A 23,583-nucleotide genomic window follows, 5' to 3' on the forward strand; every position below is an offset into this window, starting at 1 on the left:
ATGCTAGCACAGCCGATATGCGCTCCCTCAGCGCGCGACCACCGCCACCACCAGTCCCACCAGCGGCAACACCCACGCCAGCGGCGCGATCCAGCGCGGTCGGAACGGGTACAGGCCAAAGGCGATCAGCATGCCGCTGACCGTCATCGCCCCCAGCCACAGCACCGGGCCGGCGGCCCAGCCGTGGTCCCATACGCACAGCCCGAAGCCCAGCACCAGCAGCGTCCAGCCCAGCCAGCGCCACAGCCGCATGCGCGCAGGCGTGGCTGCCGCCTTGCCGTGCAGGTCGAGCTGGTGCTTGTCCATCGCCAGCGACAACGCGGTGAAGGACGAGAAGCACACGGCGATCGCCAGCAGCATCATGCGTTGACCTCCGTGCCCGCGCTTGCCTGGGCCTTGGTTGCCGCCGCCGCGGCCGCCTGGCGCTTCTTCTTTTCCGCCGCGCTCAGCGCCGGCTGCCAGCGCTGCATGCGCAGGCCGCAGTACGCCAACACGGCACCGAAGGCGAGCATCACCAGGTCGAACCCGGCCAGCACCCAGTCACCGTTCCGCAGGGTCACGCCCAGGTGCGCGTGGGTGGTGAGCGCGTTGACCACCGGGATCAACGCGAACAGCGCCGCGCCCAGGTACAGCTGCCATGCCCACATCAGCCGTTTCGGCCAGAGGAAGGCGGCCAGCAGCGCCGCGCCCCATGCGTAGAAGAAGACGTTGGCTTCCGCATCGGCGCGTTCGGCAAGCTGCACGGGCAACAGCCGGTTGCCCAGGAAGTAGGCCGCAAACGCGATCGGCAGGCCGGCCACCGCGCCGATGTTGAGCGCGTCCACCAGGCGCAGGCCGACGCCGATCCTGCCGGACTTGGCATGCTTGGGCCGTTCCTTCACCGCCCACAGGACCACGCCGCTGGCCACCATCAGGCAGCCGATCAGCCCGGACACGAAGAACAGCGCGCGCAGCCCCCAATCGGCGAAGCGCGCCAGGTGCAGGCCGTACATCACCCCGCGGGTCTGGATGGCGCCACCGGACAGCGGGCTGGCCTCGATCAGGGTTCCGTTCACCGCGTCATAGCGCAGCGATGGGGTATCCACCGAGAGGCGCTTGCCGTCGCGCTGGTACACATCGATCACCGCATTGGCGCCGCCCGGGTGGTACAGCGTGAACCCGCTGACCTGCGCGCCCTTCCATTCCGCACGCGCAGTGTCCAGCAGTTGCTGGATCGGCAGCGCGGTGGCGGTGCCTTCGGTCGGGGTGTCGATGTCGGCCAGGCGCGCGAAGGCCTCGCTGAAGAACGCCTCCTCGTCCTTGGGGTAGGCCACGTTCACCCCCCACGGCAGGTACATGAACATCAGCGTGACGATGCCGGTGTAGGTGATCATCGCGTGGTAGGGCAGGGCCATCACCGCGCTGACATTATGGAAATCCAGCCACGACCGCAGGCCCTTGTCCTTGCGGAAGGTGAAGAAGTCCTTGAAGATTTTCTTGTGGGTGATCACCCCGGTGATGATCGCCACCAGCATGAACATCGCGCAGAAGCCGACCAGGTAGCGGGCCCACAGCACCGGGATGTAGTGCAGGTCGAAATGCAGGCGGTAGAAGAAATCGCCGCCGCGGGTTTCGCGCGCGGCCACTTCCTCACCCGTGCCCGGGTCGACGGTGGCGTCGCCGAAGCGGCCGCCGCCGCGGCGACGGCGCTTCTCGCCCTCGGCCGGTGGCTTGACCATCGATTCGGGGTTGCGCCAGAACATCCGCATCGCCGGGTTGCGCGGGTCGGGCAGGGTCACGTTCCAGCTTTCGGCCTGCGGTGCCTTGTGCTGCAGGAACGCGATCGCGCGCTCGGCGGCAACCTCGCTGGACACCGTGCTGCGCGGCAGTTCCGGGCGCATCCAGCGGCTGATCTCCTCGCGGTAGTAGCTGGCGGTGCCGGCCATGAAGATCAGCAGCAGCAGCCAGCCGACCAGCAACCCGGTCCAGGTGTGCAGCCAGGCCATCGACTGGCGGAATCCGTTCTTCATGCGCTGGTCCTCAGCAGGGCGATGCCGATCCAGAACGCGGCGGTCGGCAGGGCGATGCCCACCCAGGCGCGCAGCGCGGTGCGGGTGGCAAAGGCCCACAGGGCCGCGCAGGCGCACAGCACGATGGCCACCATCATGCCGGTCAGGACGGCCTGCCCGCGCGCGATCGGCAGGGCTACGGCGAAGAACATCGAACAGGTTGCCGCCAGCGCATAGCCACCGAAGATGGCGGCCAGCGAGCGCGACAGCACCCCCGACCAGGGGCGGGCGAAGAAACGTCCGAAACGGCTGAACCAGCTGGCGTCAGGCGTGCTGTCCACGGGAACCTGCAATGTAGAGTCGATCAACGGACATCACCGGCCGCGGCCGGTGATGCATGGAATAGTGGCCGTCCATGGCCGTGTCGCTGCACAGGGCAACGTTCCCTTGGAGAACGGTTACAGCGTCCAGCGCAGGGTCGCCATCACGTTGCGCGGCTCGCCCCAGTACACGCCGTTGTAGAAACCGACGTTGCTGTAGTACTTCTTGTCGAGCAGGTTGTTGATGTTGAGCTGCGCCGAAAAATTCGGGGTGAAGCGATAGCCGGCGAACACGTTGACCAGGTAGAACGCGTCCTGGGTGATCAGCGCCGATTCGGTGCGGCCGCTGGTCAGGTAATCGGCGCGGGGCTTGGTGCTGTTGCGGTAGATCCTGCTCTGCCAGGTCACCCCGCCGCCCAGCGACAGCCGGTTTCCCGCAACGCCCGGGCGCCAGCTGGTGTTGAGGCGGAAGGTGTCCACCGGGTTGGTGGTGTTCTGTGCCACGCCGGCCTGGTTGCGCACGGTGGTGTGGGCAAAGCCACCGGAGATGTTCCAGGTCTCGGTGATGCTGCCCTGGGTTTCCAGCTCCCAGCCCTTGACCTTGTTGCCCTTGCCGGTGGAGCGATAGGCATCGGTGCCATCGGGCAATGCACCCGGCGGTACCGAATCGTCCACCTCGGCCACGTTGTCCTTCTCGCCCTTGAATACCGCAGCCGACGCATTGAGGCGACCGCCGAAGAACTCGCCCTTCAGGCCGGCTTCCCACATGTCGCCGACCACCGGCTCGAGGTAGCTGTTGTTGCGGTCGCGGTAGTTCTGCGGCTGGAAGATGTCGGTGTAGCTGACATAGGCGCTGAGATCGCGGCTGACGTCGTAGATCACGCCCAGGTAGGGCGTGAGCGAATCGTCGGGCTTGTAGCCGCCGCGGGTGGTGCCGGTGAGCCTGCCGGCCTCGTCGTGGGTGTAGGCCCAGGTGCGGGTTTCCCAGCTGCCGTACCGCGCGCCGACCACCGCCAGCAGCGGGTCGGCCAACTGCAGGCGCGCAGCCAGGTAGGCGGCCTTCTGCTTGAGTTCGTTTTCCGAGGACAGCCAGTCGTAACGGGTCACCGGCAGCGGGGCGACATCGCCGGTCCAATGCCGCCAGTCCGGGACCTGGTCGTAGGCGCCGGTGTAGTCGTAGTCGGCGGCGGGCACTTCGCCCTTTCGCACCGACTGGCCGATGCCGACCACCAGCTCATGCTCGCGGCCGAACAGCTGGAACGGGCCGCTGGCATTGAGGTCGAACACGTTCATCCGGCTGCGCTCGGCGAAGTGCGAGATGAAGCCGGACACGCCGGTGCCGTCCGCGCGCGGATAGCCCGAGGCGCCGTACCAGACGTCGCCGTCGGTATCGCGTTTGGCCTGGGTGGCGGCCGCCTTGAGCGACCAGCTGTTGCCCAGCTGCTGTTCCAGCCGCGCGAAGGTGGTCTTCTCCACGATCGGCCAGCTGCTCCAGGTGGCGGACAGGTTGGTCGAGCGCGGCAGGTTGGCCGGTTTGCCATCGGCGCCCCAGTACGGCACCACGCCCCAGGTGACGCCGGTGGTCCTGGGCGACTGGTAGTCATAGCCCACTTCCAGCAGGGTACGGTCGCCGAGGTCGGCCTGGACGATGCCGTAGAACACGTCCTTGTCCAGCGCGTAGACATCACGGAACGAATCGCTCTGCTGCTTGGCGGCGACAAAACGCGCCCGCACGCGCCCCTCCAGCGCGATCGGGCCGCCGATGTCCGCTTCCAGGCGCTGGTTGCCCCAGCGGCCCACGGTGAGCCCGGCGCTCATCGCCACGTCGGTGGTCGGGCGCTTGCGCACCATGTTGATCGTGCCCGAGGGGTCGCCGGCGCCGGTGGTCAGGCCGGTGGCGCCGCGCACCACGTCAATGCGTTCGTAGATCACGCTGTCGGTGTTGGTCTTGAGCGACCCGCCGAACGTGTTGAGCATGCCGTCGATCTGGAAGTTGTTGATGGCATAGCCACGCGAGATGTAGCTGATGCGCTCGCTGTCGGTGACCGAGACATGCACGCCGGTGACCTGGCCCATCACGTCCGACAGCGCGTACAGGCCCATGTCATCCAGGCGCTGTCGGGTGACCACGGTCACCGACTGCGGCGTGTGGCGCAGCGACAGGTCCAGCTTGGTCGCGGTGCGCGCCTGCTTGACCGTGTACGAGGTGGGGATATCGCCGTCGGCGGTGACCTTGACCGTGTCCAGCGTGGTGGCGTCGGCCGGCGCGGCGTCTGCCAGCGCCATGGGGGCATGCCCGGCAAGCGCGGCGAGCAGGGCAAGGGCGAGCAGCGACGGTCGGGACGGCGGCGAGGCAGGTGCGGCAGACATGGCAGGCATTCCAAAGGGGTGAAGTGGCGTCAATGCAATCCATTGCGGGCCGCGCCGGGCGCGACGCCACGTTGCCGGCGGCAACACCGGCAGGTACGGAATCGAAGCAGGGGATGTACGCGGGGCGCAGGCGGCGAGGCACGCAGGGTGCCGTCGGGGCCGATGGGCTGGGCGTACACCCATTGCCTGAATGATAGTCATTATCATTTCGTTCGGCAAGCGTCCTGCATGGGTTCGACACGCCGGCGTGGCCATACTGGCGTCTCCGAACACAGCAGGAAAATCGATGAGCGATCCGGTGGTGCTGCCTGCAATCGATGGGCGCTCGCCTGCGCAACTGGCCGGTGACGAGGCCTGGTGGGGGCAGGTGCGCGCGCTGTACGACCTCACCGACCAGGTGGTCATGCTCGACAACGGCTACTGGGGGGCGATGGCGCGGCCGGTGCTGCAGGCGTACCAGCAGGCCACGGCCACGGTGAACGCCGGCAACGCCTGGTTCGGGCGGCTGGCATTCCCGCCGCTGTTCGACCAGGCCCGCGTGCAGCTGGCCGACGCCCTCGGCGTGGACACCGATGAGATCGTGCTCACCCGCGGCGCCACCGAGGCGATGCAGGCATTGATCGGCGGCTACAACGCGCTGGCCCCGGGGGACGGCGTGCTGTACGCCGATACCGACTACGACAGCATGATCGCGGCGATGCAGTGGTTGCGGGTGCGCCGCGGGGTGGAGGTGCAGCACATCGCGCTGCCCGAGCCATTCGACCATGACAGTGTGATCGAGGCCTATCGCCAGGCGCTGGCGCGCTACCCGCGCACGCGGCTGTTGCTGCTTACCCAGGTCAACCACCGCAACGGCATGCTGCTGCCGGTAGCCGAGATCGCCGCGATGGCGCGTGCCGCAGGCGTGGAGGTGATGCTGGATGCCGCGCATGGCATCGGCCAGGTGGAGACGCCGCTGCGCGCACTCGGCGTGGATTTCGTCGGCATCAACCTGCACAAGTGGATCGGTGCGCCGGTGGGGATGGGGGCGATGTACGTGCGTCGTGGCCGCGTACGTGACCTCGACCCCTACATGGGCGAAGCCGACCACGATGACATCGGTACCCGCATCCACACCGGCACGGTCAACTTCGCCGCCTACCTGGCGCTGCCGGTCGCGCTTGAACTGCACCAGCGGATCGGCGTGGCCAACAAGCGCGCCCGCCTGCTGTACCTGCGCAACCGCTGGCTGGAGGCGCTGGCCGGGGACGATCGCGTGCAACTGCTGGCATCGCCCGATCCGCGCCTGTCCAGCGCGATCGCGTCCTTCCGCCTGCGCGGGCAGGCCAGCATGGCCGCCAACACGGCCACCGCCGAGCGCATGGTCCGGCAGTCCGGTGTGTTCGTGGTGCCGCGCGACGGGCTGGCCTCCGGTGCCTGCCTGCGCGCCACCCCGGGCATCTTCAGCACGCCGGCGCAGATGGACGCGCTGGTGGCGGCGGTGCGGGCGCTCAGCGCGTCGCGCACGCCTTCTTGATCTCGTCGTCGATGCGCGGCGGCGGTGCGCGCCCGAAGGCCTCGCTGATCTCGCGGCGCATGCGCAGGTCCTCGCATTTCTCCGGGTCCACCGCGCCATCGATGACGGTGCCACGCACCGCCGGCTGGCCCCGGCCGGCGTCGGCCTGCATGCGCCGGCGCGCGTCGTACAGCTCGCGCTGGGCGCGGCTGCGCTCTTCCCAGGTGAGGTTGGGGTCCTTGGTGATCGGCCGGGTCACGCCGGTATCGTGCTCGGGCGCGCAGGGCACGGTCTGGTAGCTGGTCTGGCCGCCGGCCAGGCATTTGTAGACGCGCCCGGCATGGGCGCTGCCGGCCAGCGCACACAGCGCCAGCACGAAAATGGTTCGTCGCATGATTCCCCCTGTGGGCCACTCCGGCCCGGAATGCGCGGCAGAATACGCGAACCATTTCACAAAAACACCCGGTCAATTCGTCAACCGGCTGGCCGTGCTACCAGTGCATCCACACCGTCAGCGCGTGCAGCAGCAGGCCGATCAGGCCACCGACCAGGGTGCCGTTGAAGCGGATGAACTGCAGGTCGCGGCCGACGCTCAGTTCCAGTTGTTCGACCAGGTGACGCTCGTCCCAGCCCTTGACGGTCTGTGCGATGTGCTGGGTGACGCCCTCGCGCAGGCGGCTGGTGAGCCGTTCGGCGCCGTCCATGAGGTGCTGGTTGAGTGCCTCGCGCAACGAGGGATCGTCCTGCAGGGCCTGGCCGACCGAGGCCAGGCTGCGGCGCAGGTGGCCGGCGAGCGCGGAGTCTTCGCTGGAGAGGTCGGCGCGCAGGCTGGCGTGGATGCGCTCCCACAGCCCCTGCACATAGTCCTGCACGGCCGGGTGGTCGATCACCTGCTGCTTGATCTGGTCGATCTTCCCAGCCAGCGCCGGGTCGCTGCGCAGGCGCTGGATATAGTCGGCCAGCCAGGTCTCGTAGTCGCGGCGCAGCGGATGCTCGGGCTGGGCCAGGATCTGCTGCAGCTCGCCCAGCACCGCGTGCGCCATGCGCTCGGCCAGGCTGTCGCCGATCTCGTCGATCGGCTTGACCCAGTTCACCGTGCTGGCCAGCTTGGGCCATTCGCGCTGGATGTAGCGCACGATGAGTTCGGAGGCGCGCTGTTTGACCGCGGGGGTGTCCAGCCACTCGCCGACCCGGGTCAGGCCTTCATCGAGCACGCGCTGGTGACGGTTGTCGGCGGTGAGCAGGCCGAGCAGTTCACCGGCGGTCGCGGCGGCATTCCACTGCCGCAACTGCTGGATCACGAAGCCCTGGATGCTGCGCCGGACCGCGGCCTCGTCGAGGAAATCCAGCGCCTGCAGGGCCCAGCCGCGGGCCATGTCGGCCAGCAGCCTGGAGCGCGCCGGATCGGCCAGCCAGCTGCCGAGCCGGCTGGCCGGGTCGAAGACCTGCAACCGCGCCAACAGCGCCTGCGGTTCCAGGAACTGGTCGCGCACGAACACCGCCAGGCTGTCGGCGATGCGCTCCTTGCTGTGCGGGATGATCGCGGTGTGCGGGATCGGCAGGCCGAGCGGACGGCGGAACAAGGCCACCACCGCGAACCAGTCCGCCAGCGCGCCCACCGCGGCGGCCTCGCAGAAGGCCGAGACCCAGGCCCAGATGCCGCGTTCGCCCTGCAGGTGGCTGATCACAAAGCCGGCCAGCATCGCCAGCAGCATGGCCAGCGCGATCAGCTTGAGGCGGCGTAGTTGGGCGCGGCGCGGGTCGGGGGATGAGATGGGCGTCATCGGTCCAGTCTACCCATCCCCGCATGAGCGTTCGGTGGTGCCGGCCGCACCCCCTCCGACGAAGTACCGCCGTGCCGGCCGTTGGCCGGCAACCACGCTCATCCCGACGAGCGTTGAGGCGGGTGCCGGCCAACGGCCGGCACGACCTCAGGCCTCGGCCAACTGCCTGCGCAGCGCGGCCAGCTGCTGGCGCAGGGCGTCGTTTTCCAGGGTCAGGGCGATCACGCGCTGGCGCAGCTCGGCCGGGCCTTCGCCCAGCGCAGTGAGCGCCTCGGCGATCTCGGCCTCCCGGCTGGGGTCGATTTCCATGCCGTCATCGGCGCTGTGCAGCACCTCCTGCACCGGCTTGCGCGGCTTGCGCTTGGCCTCGCGCACGCGCTTGGCCGCCTGCTTCAGTTCGTCCTTGCCGCCGACCGCCGCCGCGCGCTGCTCCTCTTCGGGCAGGTCGGCCACCGCCGCGGCCGCGCTGATCGAGATGACGCCGGTCTTGACCGCTTCGACCAGCTCCGGCGCGGCCTGCTTGTGGATGCGCTCGATCATCGTCACCTGGCTGCTGCTCAGGCGGGCCTCGCGCGCCATGTCGGCACGGCTGACCTTCGGGGCCGGTGCCCACGGCGGGCTGTCTTCATCGCTGGCCACGGCGGCATCGGCAATCTCGCCGTCGCTTTCCTTCTGCAGCTCGGCCTGCTCGATACGGTGGCGCTCGGCCAGGATGTCGCGCTTGCGCAGGGCCAGCACGCCACGCTGGAAGTCCGAGACGCTGCGCCGGCCCAGGTGCTGCTCGATCATCCACAGGTGCACGTCGTCCATCGACTGGAAGCGCGTGTTCTGCACGGTCTGGAACGGCAGCCCGTGCTTCTGGCAGATGCCGTAGCGGTTGTGTCCGTCCACCAGCACATCACCCCACAACACCAGTGCATCGCGGCAGCCTTCGGCCAGGATGCTGCGCTCCAGGGCGTCGTGCTCGTCGGGGGTCAGGGGATCGATGTAGGCCTTGAGTTCTTCTTTGACGACAATGTCCATGCAATCCGGTACGCGAGCGAAACGTGACCGACCATTGTAAGGATCGCGGCGGTCGCCGTCGTCGCCCGGGGATTCAGGCTCAGCCGGTGGCGTTGATCATGTCGCCCAGGATCTCCACGATCCGGTCGATCTGCGCCTTGTCGATGATCAGCGGCGGCGACAGCGCGATCACGTCGCCGGTACAGCGCACCAGCAGCCCGCCGTCGCGGAAGCAGCGCTCGAACACCTCGTAGCCGCGCGCGCCCGGGGCATCCTTGCGGGGCATCAGTTCCACCGCGCCGACCAGCCCGAAGTTGCGGATGTCGATTACGTGCGGCAGCCCGCGCAGGCTGTGCAGCGCCGACTGCCAGTACTCGCCCAGTTCGATCGCGCGCTCGAACAGGTGCTCCTCGGCGTAGGTGTCCAGGGTGGCCAACGCGGCCGCGCAGGCCAGCGGGTGGGCCGAATAGGTATAGCCATGGAACAGCTCGATCGCCGCCGGCGGGCCCTGCATGTAGGCGGCATGCACCGCATCGGAGACCAGCGTGGCGCCCATCGGCACCGCGCCGTTGGTGAGCCCCTTGGCGAGGGTCATCAGGTCCGGAGTGACCCCGAAGCGCTGCGCGGCGAAGGCGTTGCCGACCCGGCCGAAGCCGGTGATGACCTCGTCGAACACCAGCAGGATGCCGTGCTGGTCGCAGATTTCGCGCAGCCGTTGCAGGTAGCCCGGGGCCGGGAGGATCACCCCGGCCGAGCCGGCCACCGGTTCGACGAACACCGCGGCAATGGTGGAGGCATCATGCAGCGCGATCAGCCGCTCCAGGTCCTCGGCGAGCTCGGCACCGTGGCGCGGCAGGCCGGGGCTGAACGCGTTGCGTTGCAGGTCCAGGGTATGCCGCAGGAAATCGCTGCCGGCCAGCAACGCGCCAAACTGCTTGCGGTTGTTGGGCAGGCCGCCGATCGACAGGCCGCCGAAACCGACTCCGTGGTAGGCCTTTTCGCGCCCGATGAAGCGCGTGCGCTGGCCCTCGCCGCGCAGGCGGTGGTAGCCGAGCACGATCTTCATCGCGGTATCCACCGCTTCGGAGCCGGAGTTGCTGAAGAACGCGTGGTTGAGCGTTGCCGGGGCCAGCGCGGCCAGCCGCTGGGCCAGCACGAAGGGCAATGGCGAGCCCATCTGGAAGGGCGGGGCGAAGTCCAGCGTGGCGGCCTGCTGCTGGATGGCCTGCACGATCCGCGGGCGGGCGTGGCCGGCATTGCAGCACCACAGCCCGGCGGCGGCATCCAGGATCGGGCGGTCGTCGACATCGTGGTAATACATGCCCTCGGCCCGCACCAGCAGGCGTGGCGCGGCCTTGAACTGGCGGTTGGCGCTGAACGGCATCCAGAACGCCTCCAGCGACTCGGGGCGCTGCTGGGACAGGGACGACAACGGGCTTTCGGCACGGCGCATCGGCAACTCCGCAGGGACCGGATGGTCACGACTCTATCGCAGATGCGTCACGGCGCGGGGCCGGCGCGCTGGGTATAAAGGGGGCCGATACCGCTGCTGGAGACCGTGATGACGACTGTCCGCACCCGCGAGGAATGGCAGGCCCAGGCCGACGCACTGGTGGTGCATGCGCAGGCCTTCATCGATGGACGGTACGTCGATGCCGCCGATGGCGCGCGCGTTGCCTGCATCAGCCCGATCGACGGCCGCGTACTGGTCCAGGTGGCCGACTGCAGTGCCGCCGACGTGGAGCGCGCGGTGGTTGCCGCGCGGCGTGCCTTCGACGCCGGCCACTGGTCGCGCGCCGCGCCGGTGCAGCGCAAGAAGATCCTGCTGCGCCTGGCCGACCTGGTCGAACAACATGCCGACGAGCTGGCCCTGCTGGAAAGCCTGGACATGGGCAAGCCGGTGCGCGACGCGCGCCAGGGCGACCTGCCCGGCGCGGTGCGCTGCCTGCGCTGGACCGCCGAGGCGATCGACAAGGTGTACGGCGAGATCGCCCCCACCGCGCCGGATACGCTGGGCCTGGTCAGTCGCGAGCCGGTCGGCGTGGTCGCCGCGATCGTGCCGTGGAATTTCCCGTTGCTGATGGCCTGCTGGAAGATCGCCCCGGCGCTGGCGGCGGGCAATTCGCTGATCCTCAAGCCCTCCGAGCGCTCGCCCCTGAGTGCGATCCGGCTGGCCGCGCTGGTCGCCGAGGCCGGCATCCCCGACGGCGTGTTCAACGTGCTGCCCGGCGACGGTACGCGCGCCGGCGAGCCGCTGGCGCTGCACATGGACGTGGATGCACTGGCCTTCACCGGGTCCACCGCAGTGGGCCGGCGGCTGCTGCAGTGTGCGGGCTTGTCCAACCTCAAGCGGACCTGGCTGGAATGCGGTGGCAAGAGCCCGAACCTGGTGTTCGCCGACGCGCCGGACCTGGACAAGGCCGCGCAGGCGGCGGCCACCGGCATCTTCTACAACCAGGGCGAGGTCTGCACCGCGGCCTCGCGGCTGCTGGTGCAGCGCTCCATCCAGGACGAATTCGTGACCCGGGTGCTGGCCCATGCGCGGCGCATGCAGCCGGGCCATCCGTTCGACCCGGACGCGCCGATGGGCGCGCTGGTCGATGCGGCCCATGCCGAGCACGTGCTGGCGCACATCAACCGCGGCCAGGCCGAGGGCGCGCGCCTGCTGCTGGGCGGCAAGCGGGTGGAGGTGGTGGCCGGTGGCAGCTACGTGCAGCCGACCGTGTTCGACGAGGTCGATGCAGGCCACGCGATCGCCCGCGAGGAGATCTTCGGCCCGGTGCTGGCGGTGCTTGGCTTCGAGCACGAGGCCGATGCGCTGCGCCTGGCCAATGATTCCAGCTACGGGCTGGCCGCCGGCCTGTGGACGCGCGACCTGGGCCGCGCGCATCGGGTGGCGCGCCAACTGCGTGCCGGCAGCGTCTGGGTCAACCAATGGGATGGCGGCGACATGACCGCGCCGTTCGGTGGCTACAAGCAGTCCGGCATCGGCCGCGACAAATCGCTGCACGCCTTCGACAAGTACACCGAGATCAAGGCCACCTGGATCCACCTGGGCGAGTGAGCCCGCTCAGCAGTCCTGGCGCTGGCTGACCAGCGCCTCGCGCAGCAGGTCGCGGTCGCGCTCGTCCACCGCGTTCTGGAAATAGTCCACCTGCGCGTTGCTCAGCCGGCAGGGATCGACGACGTAGCCCGGCGGCCACATCTGCAGGGCCTGCGCGATGCCCTGCACGAGCTGCTCCGGGGTCAGGCCGCGCTTCATGCGGAAGCGGCGGGGCGGTGGCGCGAAGGCGGCGTGTACCTCGCGCCGCCCGATGACCGGCGCGACGAAGGTGGCCGCGTCCACGCCATCCTGGCCCGGCCCGAGCCCCGGCACGCGCAGGTCCAGCGGCCGTGCCGCCGGCGCCGCTACGGGAGGGGAGGCAGCGGCCTGGATACGGGCCGGCGCGGGCACCGATGGCCGTGGCGTCGACGCAGTCGCGGCGGCCGATTGCCGCTTCAGCGCCGGCGGCGGCACCGGCTCGGGGCGCGGCAGCCAGCGCATGCGCAACCGGTCGTCGTGCTCGCCGATGCCTGCCGGCGGGGCCGGCGCCAGCAGCACCTGCAACAACAGGCCGTGTACGGCGATCACTACCGCGATCGCGCAGGGCCGGCTCCAGCGTGGCGCAGGCGGGGACTGCATCGATGACGACATTCCCTGTCCATCCTGACGGAATCGACCTGCTCTGACCGCGGGTCGTGCCGGGAGTTCCGCGCGGGTGTGCCAGTTGCGGGCGCGGTCACAGCCCGACCGTCACGTCTGCAACCATCGTTCGCGCCGGGCCGGGCGCGTGGCAGAATCCGGCAGCTGCCTCCTTGCGTGTACCCGATGTCGACTCCTGCCGCACCTGCCGCCAATTCGCCCCGCCGCATCCTGCTGGCCAGCCTGATCGGCACCACCATCGAGTTCTTCGACTTCTACATCTACGCCACCGCCGCGGTGCTGGTGTTCCCGCACCTGTTCTTCCCGGAAAGCAGCGATGGCGCGGCGTTGCTGCAATCGCTGGCGACCTTCGCGGTGGCCTTCATCGCGCGCCCGGTGGGCTCGGCGGTGTTCGGCCACTATGGCGACCGGATCGGGCGCAAGGCTACGCTGGTGGCGGCGCTGCTGACCATGGGCGTGTCCACCGTGGCGATCGGCCTGCTGCCCACCCACGCCAGCATCGGCATCCTCGCCCCGGCATTGCTGGCGCTGTGCCGGTTCGGCCAGGGCCTGGGGCTGGGCGGGGAGTGGGGCGGGGCCGTGCTGCTGGCCACCGAGAACGCGCCGCCGGGCAAGCGCGCCTGGTACGGCATGTTCCCGCAGCTGGGCGCGCCGCTGGGGTTCCTGCTGTCGGCCGGCATCTTCCTGCTGCTCGGTCGCGCGATGAGCGACGCCGACTTCCTGCAATGGGGCTGGCGCGTGCCGTTCCTGGCCAGCTCGCTGCTGGTCGCGGTCGGCCTGTGGGTGCGCCTGAACATCCACGAGACGCCGGCGTTCCAGGCGGCGCTGGACCGCAACGAGCGGGTCAAACTGCCGATGTGGACGGTCATCCGCGATCACGGCGTCACCCTGGTGCTGGGCACGCTCGGCGCCTTCGCCACCTTCGTGCTGTTCTACCTGATGACGGTGTTCACCCTGGGCTACGGCACCACGGTGCTGCACTACAGCCGCGAACAGTTCCTGCTGCTGCAGATGGTCGGGATCCTGTTCTTCGCCGCGGGCATCCCGCTGTCGGCGTTGTATGGCGACCGCTGGGGCACGCGGCGCACGATGATCGTGGCCAGTGGCCTGATCCTCGCCTTCGGGGTGGTATTCGCGCCGCTGTTCCAGGCCGGCAGCCCGTGGATGGTGCTCGGCTTCCTGTCGCTGGGCCTGTTCCTGATGGGCCTGACCTACGGCCCCTGCGGCACCTTCCTGGCCGAGATCTACCCGGTGCAGGTGCGCTACACGGGTGCGTCGTTGTCGTTCAACCTGGCCGGCATCCTCGGCGCGGCACCGGCGCCCTACGTGGCTACCTGGCTGGCCGAACGCTTCGGCCTGCTCGCGGTGGGCTACTACCTGTGCCTGACTGCGCTGGTCACCATCCTGGCGCTGCTGGCGATGGGGCGCCGCGCCGCGCTCAGCGGAAGAAGCGCTTGAGCGTGCGTCCCAGCCAGCCCCCTTGCTGGTGCTCGCGGGCGAACTGGTTCAGGTGCAGCTTGACCTGCGGCGCGTAGGCCTTGTCGTCGCCCCGGATGTGATTGAACAGCCAGCGCGACAGCATGGTGCGCAGTTCGTCGCTGATGTCTTCGCCGGCCTGGAAGCGCAGGCGGTACTCGGCCACGCGCTTGATGAAAATCTCATGCACGCGCTTGTGCGCCGCGCAGAACGGGTAGCCGGCTTCTTCCATCAGCTCTTCCTCGAAGGCGAAGTGCGACAGGGTGTAGTCCACCAGCTCGTCGATCACCTCGGCCACCGCCAACCGCTGCAGGCTGGTCTGCGCCACGTGCAGGTGATTGAGCATCTCCACGATCCGCATGTGCTGGTGGTCGATGACGTCGATGCCGATGTTCAGGTCGTCCTGCCAGACCAGAAGTGCCATGGTGCGTTCCCCGTGATGTTCAACTGGGAACGACTCTAGGTGGCCGGCACCGGGCCTGCGTTGATCTCGATCAAGGCACCAGGGCCGCTTCCCGGGCGGCGCTGGCCACGCTGGTGCAGCTCACCCGGTTGCGGCCCCCGGCCTTGGCCAGGTACAGCTGGCGGTCGGCCTCGGAGATCAACCGGTGCAGCGAATCGCGCTGCGGGCGCAGGCAGCACAGCCCGATGCTCACGGTCATGCGCAGGGTGGTCTCGCCAAGCATCACCTCCAGCGCGGCGATGCGCTCGCGCAGCATCTCGAAGTAGCCCAGCGCCTCGTCTTCTTCCAGTCCCGGCACCAGCAGGCAGAATTCCTCGCCGCCGAACCGCGCGATCAGGTCCTGCTCACGCGCATGCCCGGCCACGGCCGCCGCCACCGCGCGCAGCGCATCGTCGCCGGCCTCGTGGCCGTAGGTGTCGTTGATGTGCTTGAAGTGGTCGATGTCGATCATCGCCACCGCCACCAGCGCGTCGTTGAGGTGCAGCTGCGGCAACTGGCGCTGGCTCTGTTCCAGGAAGCTGCGCCGGTTGGGCAGCCCGGTCAGGAAATCGCGGGTGGCCAGGTCCTGCAGCGTGCCGATCAACTCCAGCTGGTCCACGTTCTGCGAGGTCCGGCAGAAGAACTCCTCGCGCGAGAACGGCTTGCGCAGGAAGTCGTTGGCGCCGTTCTTGAGGAAGCGCGGGATCAGCGACGGGTCGGTGTTGCCGGAGATCCCGATCACCGCGACCTTGTCGCGCGAGCGCAGGGTGCGCAGCCGGCGGGTGAACTCCACCCCCTCCATGCCCGGCATCTCCTGGTCGACCACGGCCAGGCGGATCGCCGGGTGCGCTTCGATCGCCTTCAGGCCTTCGGCGCCGTCGGCGGCTTCGTACACGGTGTGGCCGTACATGCGCAGCAGCGAGGCCGCGTACATCCGCGCCGACATCGAGTCGTCCACCACCAGGGCGGCGATGCGCCGGTTGCGTTCCAGCCGCTGCACCAGCCACACCAGGTAGTCCACGCTGCCGGGGGTGTTCTTGAGCACGTAGTCGATGATCTGCTGCTGCAGCACGCGCTTGCGCAGGTCTTCGTCGTACACGCCACTGACCACCACCGTGGGCAGGCCGCGCGAGACGAAGAACTCCACCACCGTGTCGCGGTCGCCGTCGGCCAGCACCAGCCCGGTCAGCACCAGGAACCAGCCCTGCTCCTGGTCGAGCAGCCGGCCGGCCTCGGCCAGGCTGGTCGCCACCGACACCGGCAGCTCCAGCCGTTGTTCGATGGCCTCGCCCAGCATGCTGGTGAACGTGCGCGAGTTTTCCACCAGCAGGATCCGCTGGGGGAGGGCATCACCGGGGTCGCTGTCGAAAGCGCCCTGCAACAGTGCCGGCATGTGGCGTACGCTCGGATTCGAGTGGGTCGGCAGAGTTAGCGGCGATTTCACATGCAACTTTAGGGTGGATGTCGGACGCCTGGATCTGACTGCCTGAGCCCGATGCGACGGTGGTCGTCTGCTGCGACCCGGGCGGTCATCGGATTTGTGTCAAAAGCCCGGGCCGGACCCGAACCCTTCCATCTATAGCGGTAGTATCGCTGGCGTCGTCAGCTGCCCGGCCTGGCTACCCGTGGCTTCCAGCCGTCCTATGGCCCGCAACGTGCGTCGTTGTTCACCCCCGGGCGGCAGAAGATACTGTCGTCGGAGTACCCCTCGCTAAACTCGACCTGGAGGCTAATGTGCGGATTTCCCATTTTAGACATGCAGTTGGCATTTTGATCCTGGCTGCGGTACCGATGTTCGCATCGGCACAGTCCGATAATCATGGCGTACAGCTCGCAAAGCGAGGCCTGGGTCAGTCCCAGCCGCTTGCTCTCAACCTGAGCCTGGACCCCGGCTGGCGCCTGTATGGATTTCAGCGGGATGGGATCACTTATTACCAGGTGAATGATCTGGCAGGACGAGTACAGTTGATCATCGGCAACGCGGATGACGTGTTCTGGGTCCTGCCGGCAGGGGACAGTTCCGCGCAGGTGTCGTTGCCGGAAGGGCCCATCCAGGCCCCTGCCAATGCAGTGCGGTCCCTGGTTTACCAGAATCAGACGTTTGCCCTGGTCCTCTATCGCAGTGGAGCAGGTGTCCTGTGGTCGGTTGAAGCCCTCGACTGATGGAGAAATGACCTGCGGGTGGCGCAGCCCACCTGCAGGTTCCCTTGTCGGGCGGGCCTCAGGTCAGCGCCTGATGGTTGTCACTGCCAGCGGCCCCGATGGGCGCGAATCCGCTGTAATCCTTGACTTCGGACGGGGTTCTTGTCGGGCCTTCCATCAGAACCATCCTGATTCGATTCTGGCGGCAATGGATAACGCCGCCATAGGCAAGTATTCGGCCCGCCAGTCGCTCCATGGCCAGTGTTTCCGTTGCTCCGGAAAGCGCGCGCTTGGCATCCAGTAACGCCACCGTGACCAGTATTCCGCTCCTTCCTCCGAATCGACCACACCGTGCCTGAACCCGGATCTGTCCGGATTCGTGCTTCAGCAGTAGCGACACGCTGTCTGTGAGTGCGCGGTAAGTGGCAAGCTGAACTTCAATGCTCAACTGACACGGGTCACCGGTCAGTTGAGGGCGAACGACCCGGTGGGTGAGGTCCCACGCCTCGCGCACGCCGCCCGCCTGTAGCGCCACATACAAACCCACCTGTTCAAGTGCGGTGGGGTACACCATGCTGGCTTGCTCGCGGAACTGGCGCGAGTGCACGGCCGAGGTATGCAGGAGACTGGTTGCGATTGCATGGTGGCCTTGTTGCTTGAGCCAGTTCACCACTTCGGTGAGAGACATGTCGATGCCATCACCCAGCTTCTTCAGGTGGATGGCACGCTCGCGCAGATCCATTTCGCTGGCCCTGTGCGAGCTCCTGGCTAGCTTGATCGCATTTTTCTCATTGACATCCCGAATGCGGTAACGGTGGTAGTAATGCGTGATGCGCGCGCCCAGCACAAACAGCGCCGCACCGGCGATCGCCATGACCTGCTGGGTGGCGAAGGATGCAGGATCAAATGATGACGGATAGGGGCCCGGGGTAGTCAGCCCAATGATCAGGTTCAGCGCCGGCACCCCAATGGCCGCGCCACGCCAGCCGTGCAGGCACGTCAGTGCAATCGCAGGGACGGCCATCAGCAATTGCACGCTGGTCTTCGCCGTTGCTGATTCAGGTGGAATCAACATGGCGGAAAGCCCGAGCAGCAGCATCAGCGATAGAGCCGCAAGGGTCTGCCTGCGAAATGCGGTGGTCCACTCCGGTTCCGCATGTCGGCGTGCCCAGAGCAGGGCAAGGGGGGCAACCGTCAGGATGCCGATGAAGTCACCTACGATGTAACGGGCAATACCGGTGGCTGCCGGCATTTCCGGGGGAATGGGCCAGAGTAGTTCGGACAGAGCGATATTCAGCGATGTCACCACGACCGCCGATGCTGCTGCGACGGAAATGAGCCACATGGTCTTGGTTGCGGCCATCATCTTTCGGTGCAAGCGCACTACCAGCATTACTGCCGGCATCAAACTGGCGGATGCCAGAATCACCCAGGTAAGTCCGTACTTTTCCACCATCGGGTAGCGCATCTGCATGAAGTAGGCGTATTCGCCCAGCAACAGATACGGCCAAAACCGCGGCGGGCACAACAGGACCGCTGCTACGCGAACGCCCGCGGGTAGGTAGAACTGATCCAGTGAAAGTTGGCGCGCGGCCCAGCAGGCGATGGCATACGCAGCAGCCAACACGAATCCAGCCGGACGAATGTGAAGGTTTACTTGAAGCCCATCTTTCCACCAATCCAGTTGCACGCGTTCCCTCCCGTTCGTGCCCAGCCACGGTCCATGTACTGGACTATTCCGTTCAGACAGGACGGTATCGGCGGAAGTCGGTTTATGCAATTGCAGACGGCGATTATCAGAATCGGATGAGGCGGCGACGTGCCGGTGGTCACACCGCTCAGCGTTTTACAAATGAGATGGCTATCTCAATCTCCAGCCACCTTCACCACAACACATCGCGCAGCTTGTACCAGGACATCGCCGCCACCAGCAGCGGCGTGCGCAGCAGCCGGCCGCCGGGGAAGCGGCGGTGGGGAATGCGCTCGAATACATCGATGCGTTCGTTCTGCCCGGCGATGGCCTCGGCCAGCACTGCCCCGGCCAGCCCGGTCGCGGCCACGCCATGGCCGGAGAAGCCCTGGGCGTAGTAGACGTTGGGGGTGAGGCGGCCCCAATCGGGCGCGCGGTTGCGGGTGATGTCCACGTAGCCGCCCCAGACCTGCTCCATGGCCACATCGGCCAACTGCGGAAACACCTGGTGCATGCGCCGGGTCATCACCCCGCGCAGCCCGGGCGGCGGCAGCGCCGAGTAGCTGGCCCGTCCGCCGAACAACAGCCGGTGGTCGGCGCTGAGCCGGAAGTAATCCAGCGCCCAGCTGACGTCGGCCACGGCCATGTCGTTGTGGATCAGTCCGCGCGCCCGCTCGGCCCCCAGTACCGGGGTGGCGCCGATATAGGTGCCCACCGGCATGATCCGCGCTTCCAGTTCCGGTGCGATGCCCTGCAGCAGCGCATTGCCGGCGATCACCACGTGGTCGGCGCTGACGCTGCCGTGGGCGGTGCGCAGCTGCGGCCGCGGGCCGCGGATGAGCTGCAGCACCGGCGACTGTTCCAGGATGACCACCCCCTGCTGTTCAGCGGCGCGTGCCAGCCCCTGCGCATAGGCGAGCGGATGCAGGTGGCCGCTGGCCGCATCGAACATCGCCCCGCTGTAGCGCGGGCTGTCCAGCTGCTCGCGCAGCTGCTGGCGGTCCCACCACTGCAGCGGATAGTCGTAGCGTTCGGCCAGTTCGATCATGCCCGCGCGCAGCGTGCGTTCCTGGCGCGGGCGGATCGGCACGCTGGCATGGCCGTCGCGCCAATCGCAGTCGATCTGGTAACGCTGCAGGCGATGCCGCAGCAGGGCCATGCCCTCGCGCGAAAAGTCGAACAGGTGGCGAGCATCGTCCGTGCCGACCAGCGCTTCGAGCGTGTCCACCTCGCAGCCGTAGCCGACGATGGCCTGGCCACCGTTGCGCCCGGACGCACCCCAGCCGACCCGCTGCGCCTCCAGTACCACCACGCGGAAGCCGCGCTCGGCCAGCGACAGGGCCGCCGACAGGCCGGTGTAGCCGGCGCCGAGCACGCACACGTCGGTGTCCACATCACCCGCCAGCGGCGCACGCAGGGGCTGCGCCGGCACGCTGTCGGCGTACCAGCTGGCAACGTGGTCCTGGCCGGAACGGCCCGAAAAAACGGCACTCATGGCGACAGCATGCCAGCAACCCGGCCCCGGAACAGCGGACAGTCTGTCGCAGGCACGCGCGCAGGCATGTGACGGCCCACCGTCGGTTGCGTCCGGTCGCACGCCGGCGGTAACGTGCGCGCAGGTCATCCGAGCATGACGCATGGTCTCGTCCCCCTGGGTCGGCCTGCCGACCGACAGCACGACGCTGGGCCACCACCGCTTCGCCGTGGCGGGCGAAAAATACGTGCGCGCGCTGTGCCTGGCCGCCGGCGCCACCCCGGTGCTGCTGCCCAGCCTGCAACCGCCGCTGCCGGCCGAGCCCTGGCTGGACCGCCTCGACGGCCTGTTGCTGACCGGCGCGGTGAGCAACATCGAGCCGCATCACTACGGCGGCGCGCCCAGCTGGGCGGGCAACCTGCACGATCCCGCGCGCGATGCCACGGCGCTGTCGCTGCTGCAGGCCGCACTCGCCCGCGACCTGCCGGTGCTGGCCATCTGCCGCGGCTTCCAGGAACTCAATGTGGCCCTCGGCGGCACCCTGCACCAGCGCGTGCACGCGGTGCCCGGCCTGATGGACCACCGCGAAGATCCGGACGCACCGGTCGAGCAGCAGTATGCGCCGGCGCACCCGGTGCGGCTGGTCCAGGGCGGGTGGCTGTCGGACTGGGCCGGGGCCGCTGCGGTCACGGTCAATTCGGTGCACGGGCAGGGCATCGATCGGTTGGCCGCGGGCCTGCGCGTGGAGGCCCGCGCCGACGATGGCCTGGTCGAGGCCGCGCGCAGCGACGCGCATGCCTTCGTGCTCGGGGTACAGTGGCATCCGGAATGGCGTGTCACCGACACCCCGTTCCATCACCGTATTTTCCAAGCCTTCGGCGATGCTTGTCGCCGTTACTCCTGCAAAGCAGACCGGTCATGACCACCCGAACGCGTTCGCGCAAAACCGCTTCCCCGTCGCGCAAGGCGGCCAATCCTTCGCGCAAGGCCGCCGCGCCGCCCGTGCCGGAGGAGAGCGCGCTGCTGCGTTGGCTCAAGGAACGGCGCATCACCGAGGTGGAGTGCCTGGTGCCGGACATCACCGGCAACGCGCGCGGCAAGATCATCCCCGCCGACAAGTTCTCGCACGATTACGGCACGCGCCTGCCCGAGGGCATCTTCGCCACCACGGTCACCGGTGAATTCCCGGACGATTACTACGAACTGACCTCGCCGTCGGACTCGGACATGATCCTGCGCCCGGACCCGGACACCGTGCGCATGGTGCCATGGGCCACCGACCCGACCGCGCAGGTCATCCACGATTGCTACACCAAGCATGGCGAGCCCCACGAGCTGGCCCCGCGCAACGTCCTGCGGCGGGTGCTGGACGCCTATGCCGAACTGGGCCTGCGCCCGGTGGTGGCGCCGGAGCTGGAGTTCTTCCTGGTGCAGAAGAACACCGACCCGGACTTCCCGCTGCTGCCGCCCGCCGGCCGCTCCGGCCGCCCGGAGACCGCGCGCCAGTCCTACTCGATCGATGCGGTCAACGAGTTCGACCCGATCCTCGACCTGATGTACGACTACTGCGATGCGATGAAGCTGGACGTGGACACGCTCATCCACGAATCCGGCGCGGCCCAGCTGGAGGTCAACTTCACCCACGCCAACGCGATGGACCTGGCCGACCAGGTGTTCCTGTTCAAGCGCACGATGCGCGAGTCGGCGATGCGCCACGGCGTCTACGCCACGTTCCTGGCCAAGCCGATGGAGAACGAACCGGGCAGCGCCATGCACATCCACCAGAGCCTGCTGCGCATCAGCGACGGCCACAATGTGTTCACCGGTGAACACGGCGGGGAGGACTTCAGCCCGCTGTTCGGCCACTACCTGGCGGGCCTGCAGAAATACGTGCCGATGGCGATGGCATTCTTCGCCCCGAACGTGAATTCCTACCGCCGGCTGGTGTTCGGCGAGGTCTCGCCGAGCAACGTGCACTGGGGCTTCGACAACCGTACCTGCGGCCTGCGCGTGCCGCTGGATACCCCGGAGAACATGCGCGTGGAAAGCCGCTTCGCCGGCTCGGACGCCAACCCCTACCTGGCCATGGCCGCCACCCTGGCCGCCGGGTTGCTGGGCATCCGCGAGCAGGGCTCGCCGACCGCCCCGATCAGCGGCAGCGCCAAGGAACTGGGCTACGACCTGCCGCGCTCGCTGGGCGAGGCGCTGGACGGGCTGGAAGGCTGCCCGGAGCTGCGCGAGATGCTGGGCGAGCGTTTCTGCCGCGCCTATGTGTCGGTCAAGCGCAAGGAGTACGAGACCTTCTTCCGCGTGATCAGCTCCTGGGAGCGCGAGTTCCTGCTGCTCAATGTCTGAGTGCGCCGTCCCGCCAGGTCCGGCATGGCCGTGAGGGCGGCGTGCTGGGAAAATGCGGGCGTGCCCGGTAGGCTGGCACCCGTCGTACCGGTCCTGCCGGTTCCCCCATCTCGCACCTGACCTGTGGAGAGTCCGATGAAGCTGCGAATCCTCACCCTCGGCATTGCCGTATCCGTACTCAGCGCCTGTGGCGGCGGCAAGCAGGACGACAGCAAGGTGCTGAACGTCTACAACTACAGCGATTACATCGCCGAAGACACCATCCCCAATTTCGAAAAGGCCACCGGCACCAAGGTGACCTACGATGTGTTCGACAGCGACGAGATGGTGGAAACCAAGCTGCTGGCCGGCAACAGTGGCTACGACGTGGTGGTGCCAACGCTGAACTTCTTCGGCCGCCAGATCAAGGCCGGCGTGTTCCTGCCGCTGGACAAGAGCAAGATCCCGAACCTGGCCAACCTCGATCCGGAGGTGATGAAGCGCATCGCCCAGCAGGACCCGGGCAACCAGTACGGCGTGCCGTACATGATCGGCACCACCGGCATCGGCTACAACGTCGACATGCTCAAGCAGCGCTTCGGCGGCAGCACCGACATCGCCAACAGCTGGGACCTGATCTTCAAGCCCGAAAACATCGGCAAGATGAAGGACTGCGGGATCACCATCCTCGACACGCCCTCGGACATGATCCCGATCGCGCTGCACTACCTGGGCGAGGATCCGCACAGCCAGGACCCGGCCACGCTGGAAAAGGCCGCCGCGCTGCTCAAGGGCATCCGCCCGTATGTGCAGAATTTCCACTCCTCCCAGTACGTGGGTTCGCTGGCCAACGGCGGCACCTGCCTGGTGGTGGGCTGGTCGGGCGACATCATCCAGGCCCGCGACCGCGCCGCCGAAGCCAACAATGGCGTGACCGTGGCCTACTCGATCCCGCGCGAAGGCGCCCCGCAGTGGTTCGACATGCTGGCCATCCCCAAGGATGCCAAGCACCCGGAGGCCGCGTATGCCTTCATCAACTACCTGCTGGAACCGAAGGTGGCCGCGGCCAACACCAACTTCATCCATTACGCCAACCCGGTGACCCAGGCCACCGCGCTGGTGGACGAGGCGATCCGCACCGACCCGACCATCTACCCGCCGGCCGACGTGGCCGCCAAGATGTTCACCTACTCGATCAACACCCCGGAGGTGGACAAGCTCTACACCCGGTTGTGGACCGAGGTGAAGACCGGTCGCTGACCGCCCCTGCGACGCCGGCCCCGTGCCGGCGTCGTCGTTTCAGGGGATCGTCCCGCCGGTGGGCGGCAGGGCAGGCCGCCCGATCCGGTCGCACATGACGCCG

General features: G+C 67.9%; 19 protein-coding genes and 1 pseudogene. 7 read left to right on the plus strand and 13 right to left on the minus strand.

Annotated elements, in window-relative coordinates; genetic code table 11:
• Positions 1-27: 27 nt before the first annotated feature.
• The 4 genes from AC06FD_RS08985 to AC06FD_RS09000 form a co-directional block, all read right to left on the minus strand.
• Positions 28-363: a DUF3325 domain-containing protein gene (locus tag AC06FD_RS08985; protein WP_478077595.1), complete on the minus strand. Its 336-nt coding sequence runs from the start codon at positions 361-363 to the stop codon at positions 28-30.
• Positions 360-2,009 (minus strand): PepSY-associated TM helix domain-containing protein, encoded by a 1,650-nt coding sequence (locus tag AC06FD_RS08990; RefSeq protein WP_478077596.1) that lies wholly within the window; start codon positions 2,007-2,009, stop codon positions 360-362. Before AC06FD_RS08990 ends, AC06FD_RS08985 begins: the two co-directional genes overlap by 4 nt.
• Positions 2,006-2,329 carry a DUF3649 domain-containing protein gene (locus tag AC06FD_RS08995; protein ID WP_478077597.1) on the minus strand — a complete coding sequence of 108 codons (324 nt, stop codon included), beginning with the start codon at positions 2,327-2,329 and terminating at the stop codon, positions 2,006-2,008. Before AC06FD_RS08995 ends, AC06FD_RS08990 begins: the two co-directional genes overlap by 4 nt.
• A 117-nt stretch (positions 2,330-2,446) precedes the next feature.
• Positions 2,447-4,678: a TonB-dependent siderophore receptor gene (locus AC06FD_RS09000; protein WP_478077598.1), complete on the minus strand. Its 2,232-nt coding sequence runs from the start codon at positions 4,676-4,678 to the stop codon at positions 2,447-2,449.
• 286 nt (positions 4,679-4,964) lie between these two features.
• On the opposite strand from AC06FD_RS09000, the gene AC06FD_RS09005 reads away from it, so the two are divergent.
• Positions 4,965-6,194 (plus strand): aminotransferase class V-fold PLP-dependent enzyme, encoded by a 1,230-nt coding sequence (locus AC06FD_RS09005; RefSeq protein WP_478077599.1) that lies wholly within the window; start codon positions 4,965-4,967, stop codon positions 6,192-6,194.
• Here the strand turns inward: AC06FD_RS09005 and AC06FD_RS09010 are convergent.
• The 4 genes and pseudogenes from AC06FD_RS09010 to aptA form a co-directional block, all read right to left on the minus strand.
• Positions 6,169-6,567, minus strand: a complete 399-nt coding sequence (locus tag AC06FD_RS09010) for a DUF4124 domain-containing protein (protein ID WP_259204294.1) — start codon at positions 6,565-6,567, stop codon at positions 6,169-6,171. The genes AC06FD_RS09005 and AC06FD_RS09010 overlap by 26 nt on opposite strands.
• Before the next feature lie 97 nt (positions 6,568-6,664).
• Entirely contained in the window at positions 6,665-7,957 is a 1,293-nt protein-coding gene (locus AC06FD_RS09015) for a DUF445 domain-containing protein (RefSeq protein ID WP_259204295.1), read from the minus strand.
• 348 nt (positions 7,958-8,305) lie between these two features.
• Positions 8,306-8,980 (minus strand): annotated as a pseudogene (locus tag AC06FD_RS09020) (ParB N-terminal domain-containing protein); the annotation flags it as partial.
• Between the two features lie 79 nt (positions 8,981-9,059).
• Positions 9,060-10,412, minus strand: a complete 1,353-nt coding sequence (gene aptA, locus AC06FD_RS09025; protein ID WP_449335020.1) for an omega-aminotransferase AptA — start codon at positions 10,410-10,412, stop codon at positions 9,060-9,062.
• A gap of 108 nt (positions 10,413-10,520) precedes the next feature.
• On the opposite strand from aptA, the gene AC06FD_RS09030 reads away from it, so the two are divergent.
• Positions 10,521-12,023, plus strand: coding sequence for an aldehyde dehydrogenase (locus AC06FD_RS09030; RefSeq protein WP_478077600.1), 1,503 nt, complete (start codon positions 10,521-10,523; stop codon positions 12,021-12,023).
• A gap of 6 nt (positions 12,024-12,029) precedes the next feature.
• On the opposite strand, the gene AC06FD_RS09035 is transcribed toward AC06FD_RS09030, so the two are convergent.
• Complete coding sequence (locus AC06FD_RS09035) at positions 12,030-12,653, minus strand: hypothetical protein (protein ID WP_478077601.1); 624 nt, start codon at positions 12,651-12,653, stop codon at positions 12,030-12,032.
• A gap of 174 nt (positions 12,654-12,827) precedes the next feature.
• Between AC06FD_RS09035 and AC06FD_RS09040 the strand changes: the two genes are divergently transcribed.
• Positions 12,828-14,120, plus strand: a complete 1,293-nt coding sequence (locus AC06FD_RS09040) for an MFS transporter (protein ID WP_394164696.1) — start codon at positions 12,828-12,830, stop codon at positions 14,118-14,120.
• Here AC06FD_RS09040 and AC06FD_RS09045 read toward each other — a convergent pair.
• On the minus strand, positions 14,101-14,562 hold the full coding sequence (locus AC06FD_RS09045; RefSeq protein ID WP_259204304.1) for a bacteriohemerythrin: 462 nt from the start codon (positions 14,560-14,562) through the stop codon (positions 14,101-14,103). The two genes, AC06FD_RS09040 and AC06FD_RS09045, sit on opposite strands and share 20 nt — an antisense overlap.
• Before the next feature lie 70 nt (positions 14,563-14,632).
• On the minus strand, positions 14,633-15,973 hold the full coding sequence (locus AC06FD_RS09050; protein ID WP_259204305.1) for a diguanylate cyclase: 1,341 nt from the start codon (positions 15,971-15,973) through the stop codon (positions 14,633-14,635).
• A 341-nt stretch (positions 15,974-16,314) separates the two neighbouring features.
• Here AC06FD_RS09050 and AC06FD_RS09055 point away from each other — a divergent pair, with 341 nt between their 5' ends.
• A complete protein-coding gene (locus tag AC06FD_RS09055) occupies positions 16,315-16,743 on the plus strand; it encodes a hypothetical protein (protein WP_478077602.1) in 429 nt (142 codons plus the stop codon).
• 58 nt (positions 16,744-16,801) lie between these two features.
• Here the strand turns inward: AC06FD_RS09055 and AC06FD_RS09060 are convergent, their stop codons facing one another.
• Together AC06FD_RS09060 and AC06FD_RS09065 are read right to left on the minus strand one after the other, a co-directional pair.
• The gene (locus AC06FD_RS09060; protein ID WP_478077603.1) at positions 16,802-18,412 is read right to left on the minus strand and encodes an MASE1 domain-containing protein; all 1,611 of its coding nucleotides are present in this window, start codon (positions 18,410-18,412) and stop codon (positions 16,802-16,804) included.
• 193 nt (positions 18,413-18,605) lie between these two features.
• Complete coding sequence (locus AC06FD_RS09065; RefSeq protein WP_478077604.1) at positions 18,606-19,907, minus strand: NAD(P)/FAD-dependent oxidoreductase; 1,302 nt, start codon at positions 19,905-19,907, stop codon at positions 18,606-18,608.
• Between the two features lie 142 nt (positions 19,908-20,049).
• On the opposite strand from AC06FD_RS09065, the gene AC06FD_RS09070 reads away from it, so the two are divergent.
• The 3 genes from AC06FD_RS09070 to AC06FD_RS09080 all read left to right on the plus strand — a co-directional run bounded on the left by AC06FD_RS09070 (position 20,050) and on the right by AC06FD_RS09080 (position 23,480).
• Positions 20,050-20,808 carry a gamma-glutamyl-gamma-aminobutyrate hydrolase family protein gene (locus AC06FD_RS09070; RefSeq protein ID WP_478077605.1) on the plus strand — a complete coding sequence of 253 codons (759 nt, stop codon included), beginning with the start codon at positions 20,050-20,052 and terminating at the stop codon, positions 20,806-20,808.
• A complete protein-coding gene (locus AC06FD_RS09075) occupies positions 20,805-22,241 on the plus strand; it encodes a glutamine synthetase family protein (protein WP_478077606.1) in 1,437 nt (478 codons plus the stop codon). Before AC06FD_RS09070 ends, AC06FD_RS09075 begins: the two co-directional genes overlap by 4 nt.
• A gap of 135 nt (positions 22,242-22,376) precedes the next feature.
• Positions 22,377-23,480 (plus strand): polyamine ABC transporter substrate-binding protein, encoded by a 1,104-nt coding sequence (locus AC06FD_RS09080; RefSeq protein WP_478077607.1) that lies wholly within the window; start codon positions 22,377-22,379, stop codon positions 23,478-23,480.
• The last annotated feature ends 103 nt before the right edge of the window (positions 23,481-23,583 follow it).

The sequence above is a fragment of the Stenotrophomonas sp. Steno-Z1 genome (genome assembly GCF_056393175.1).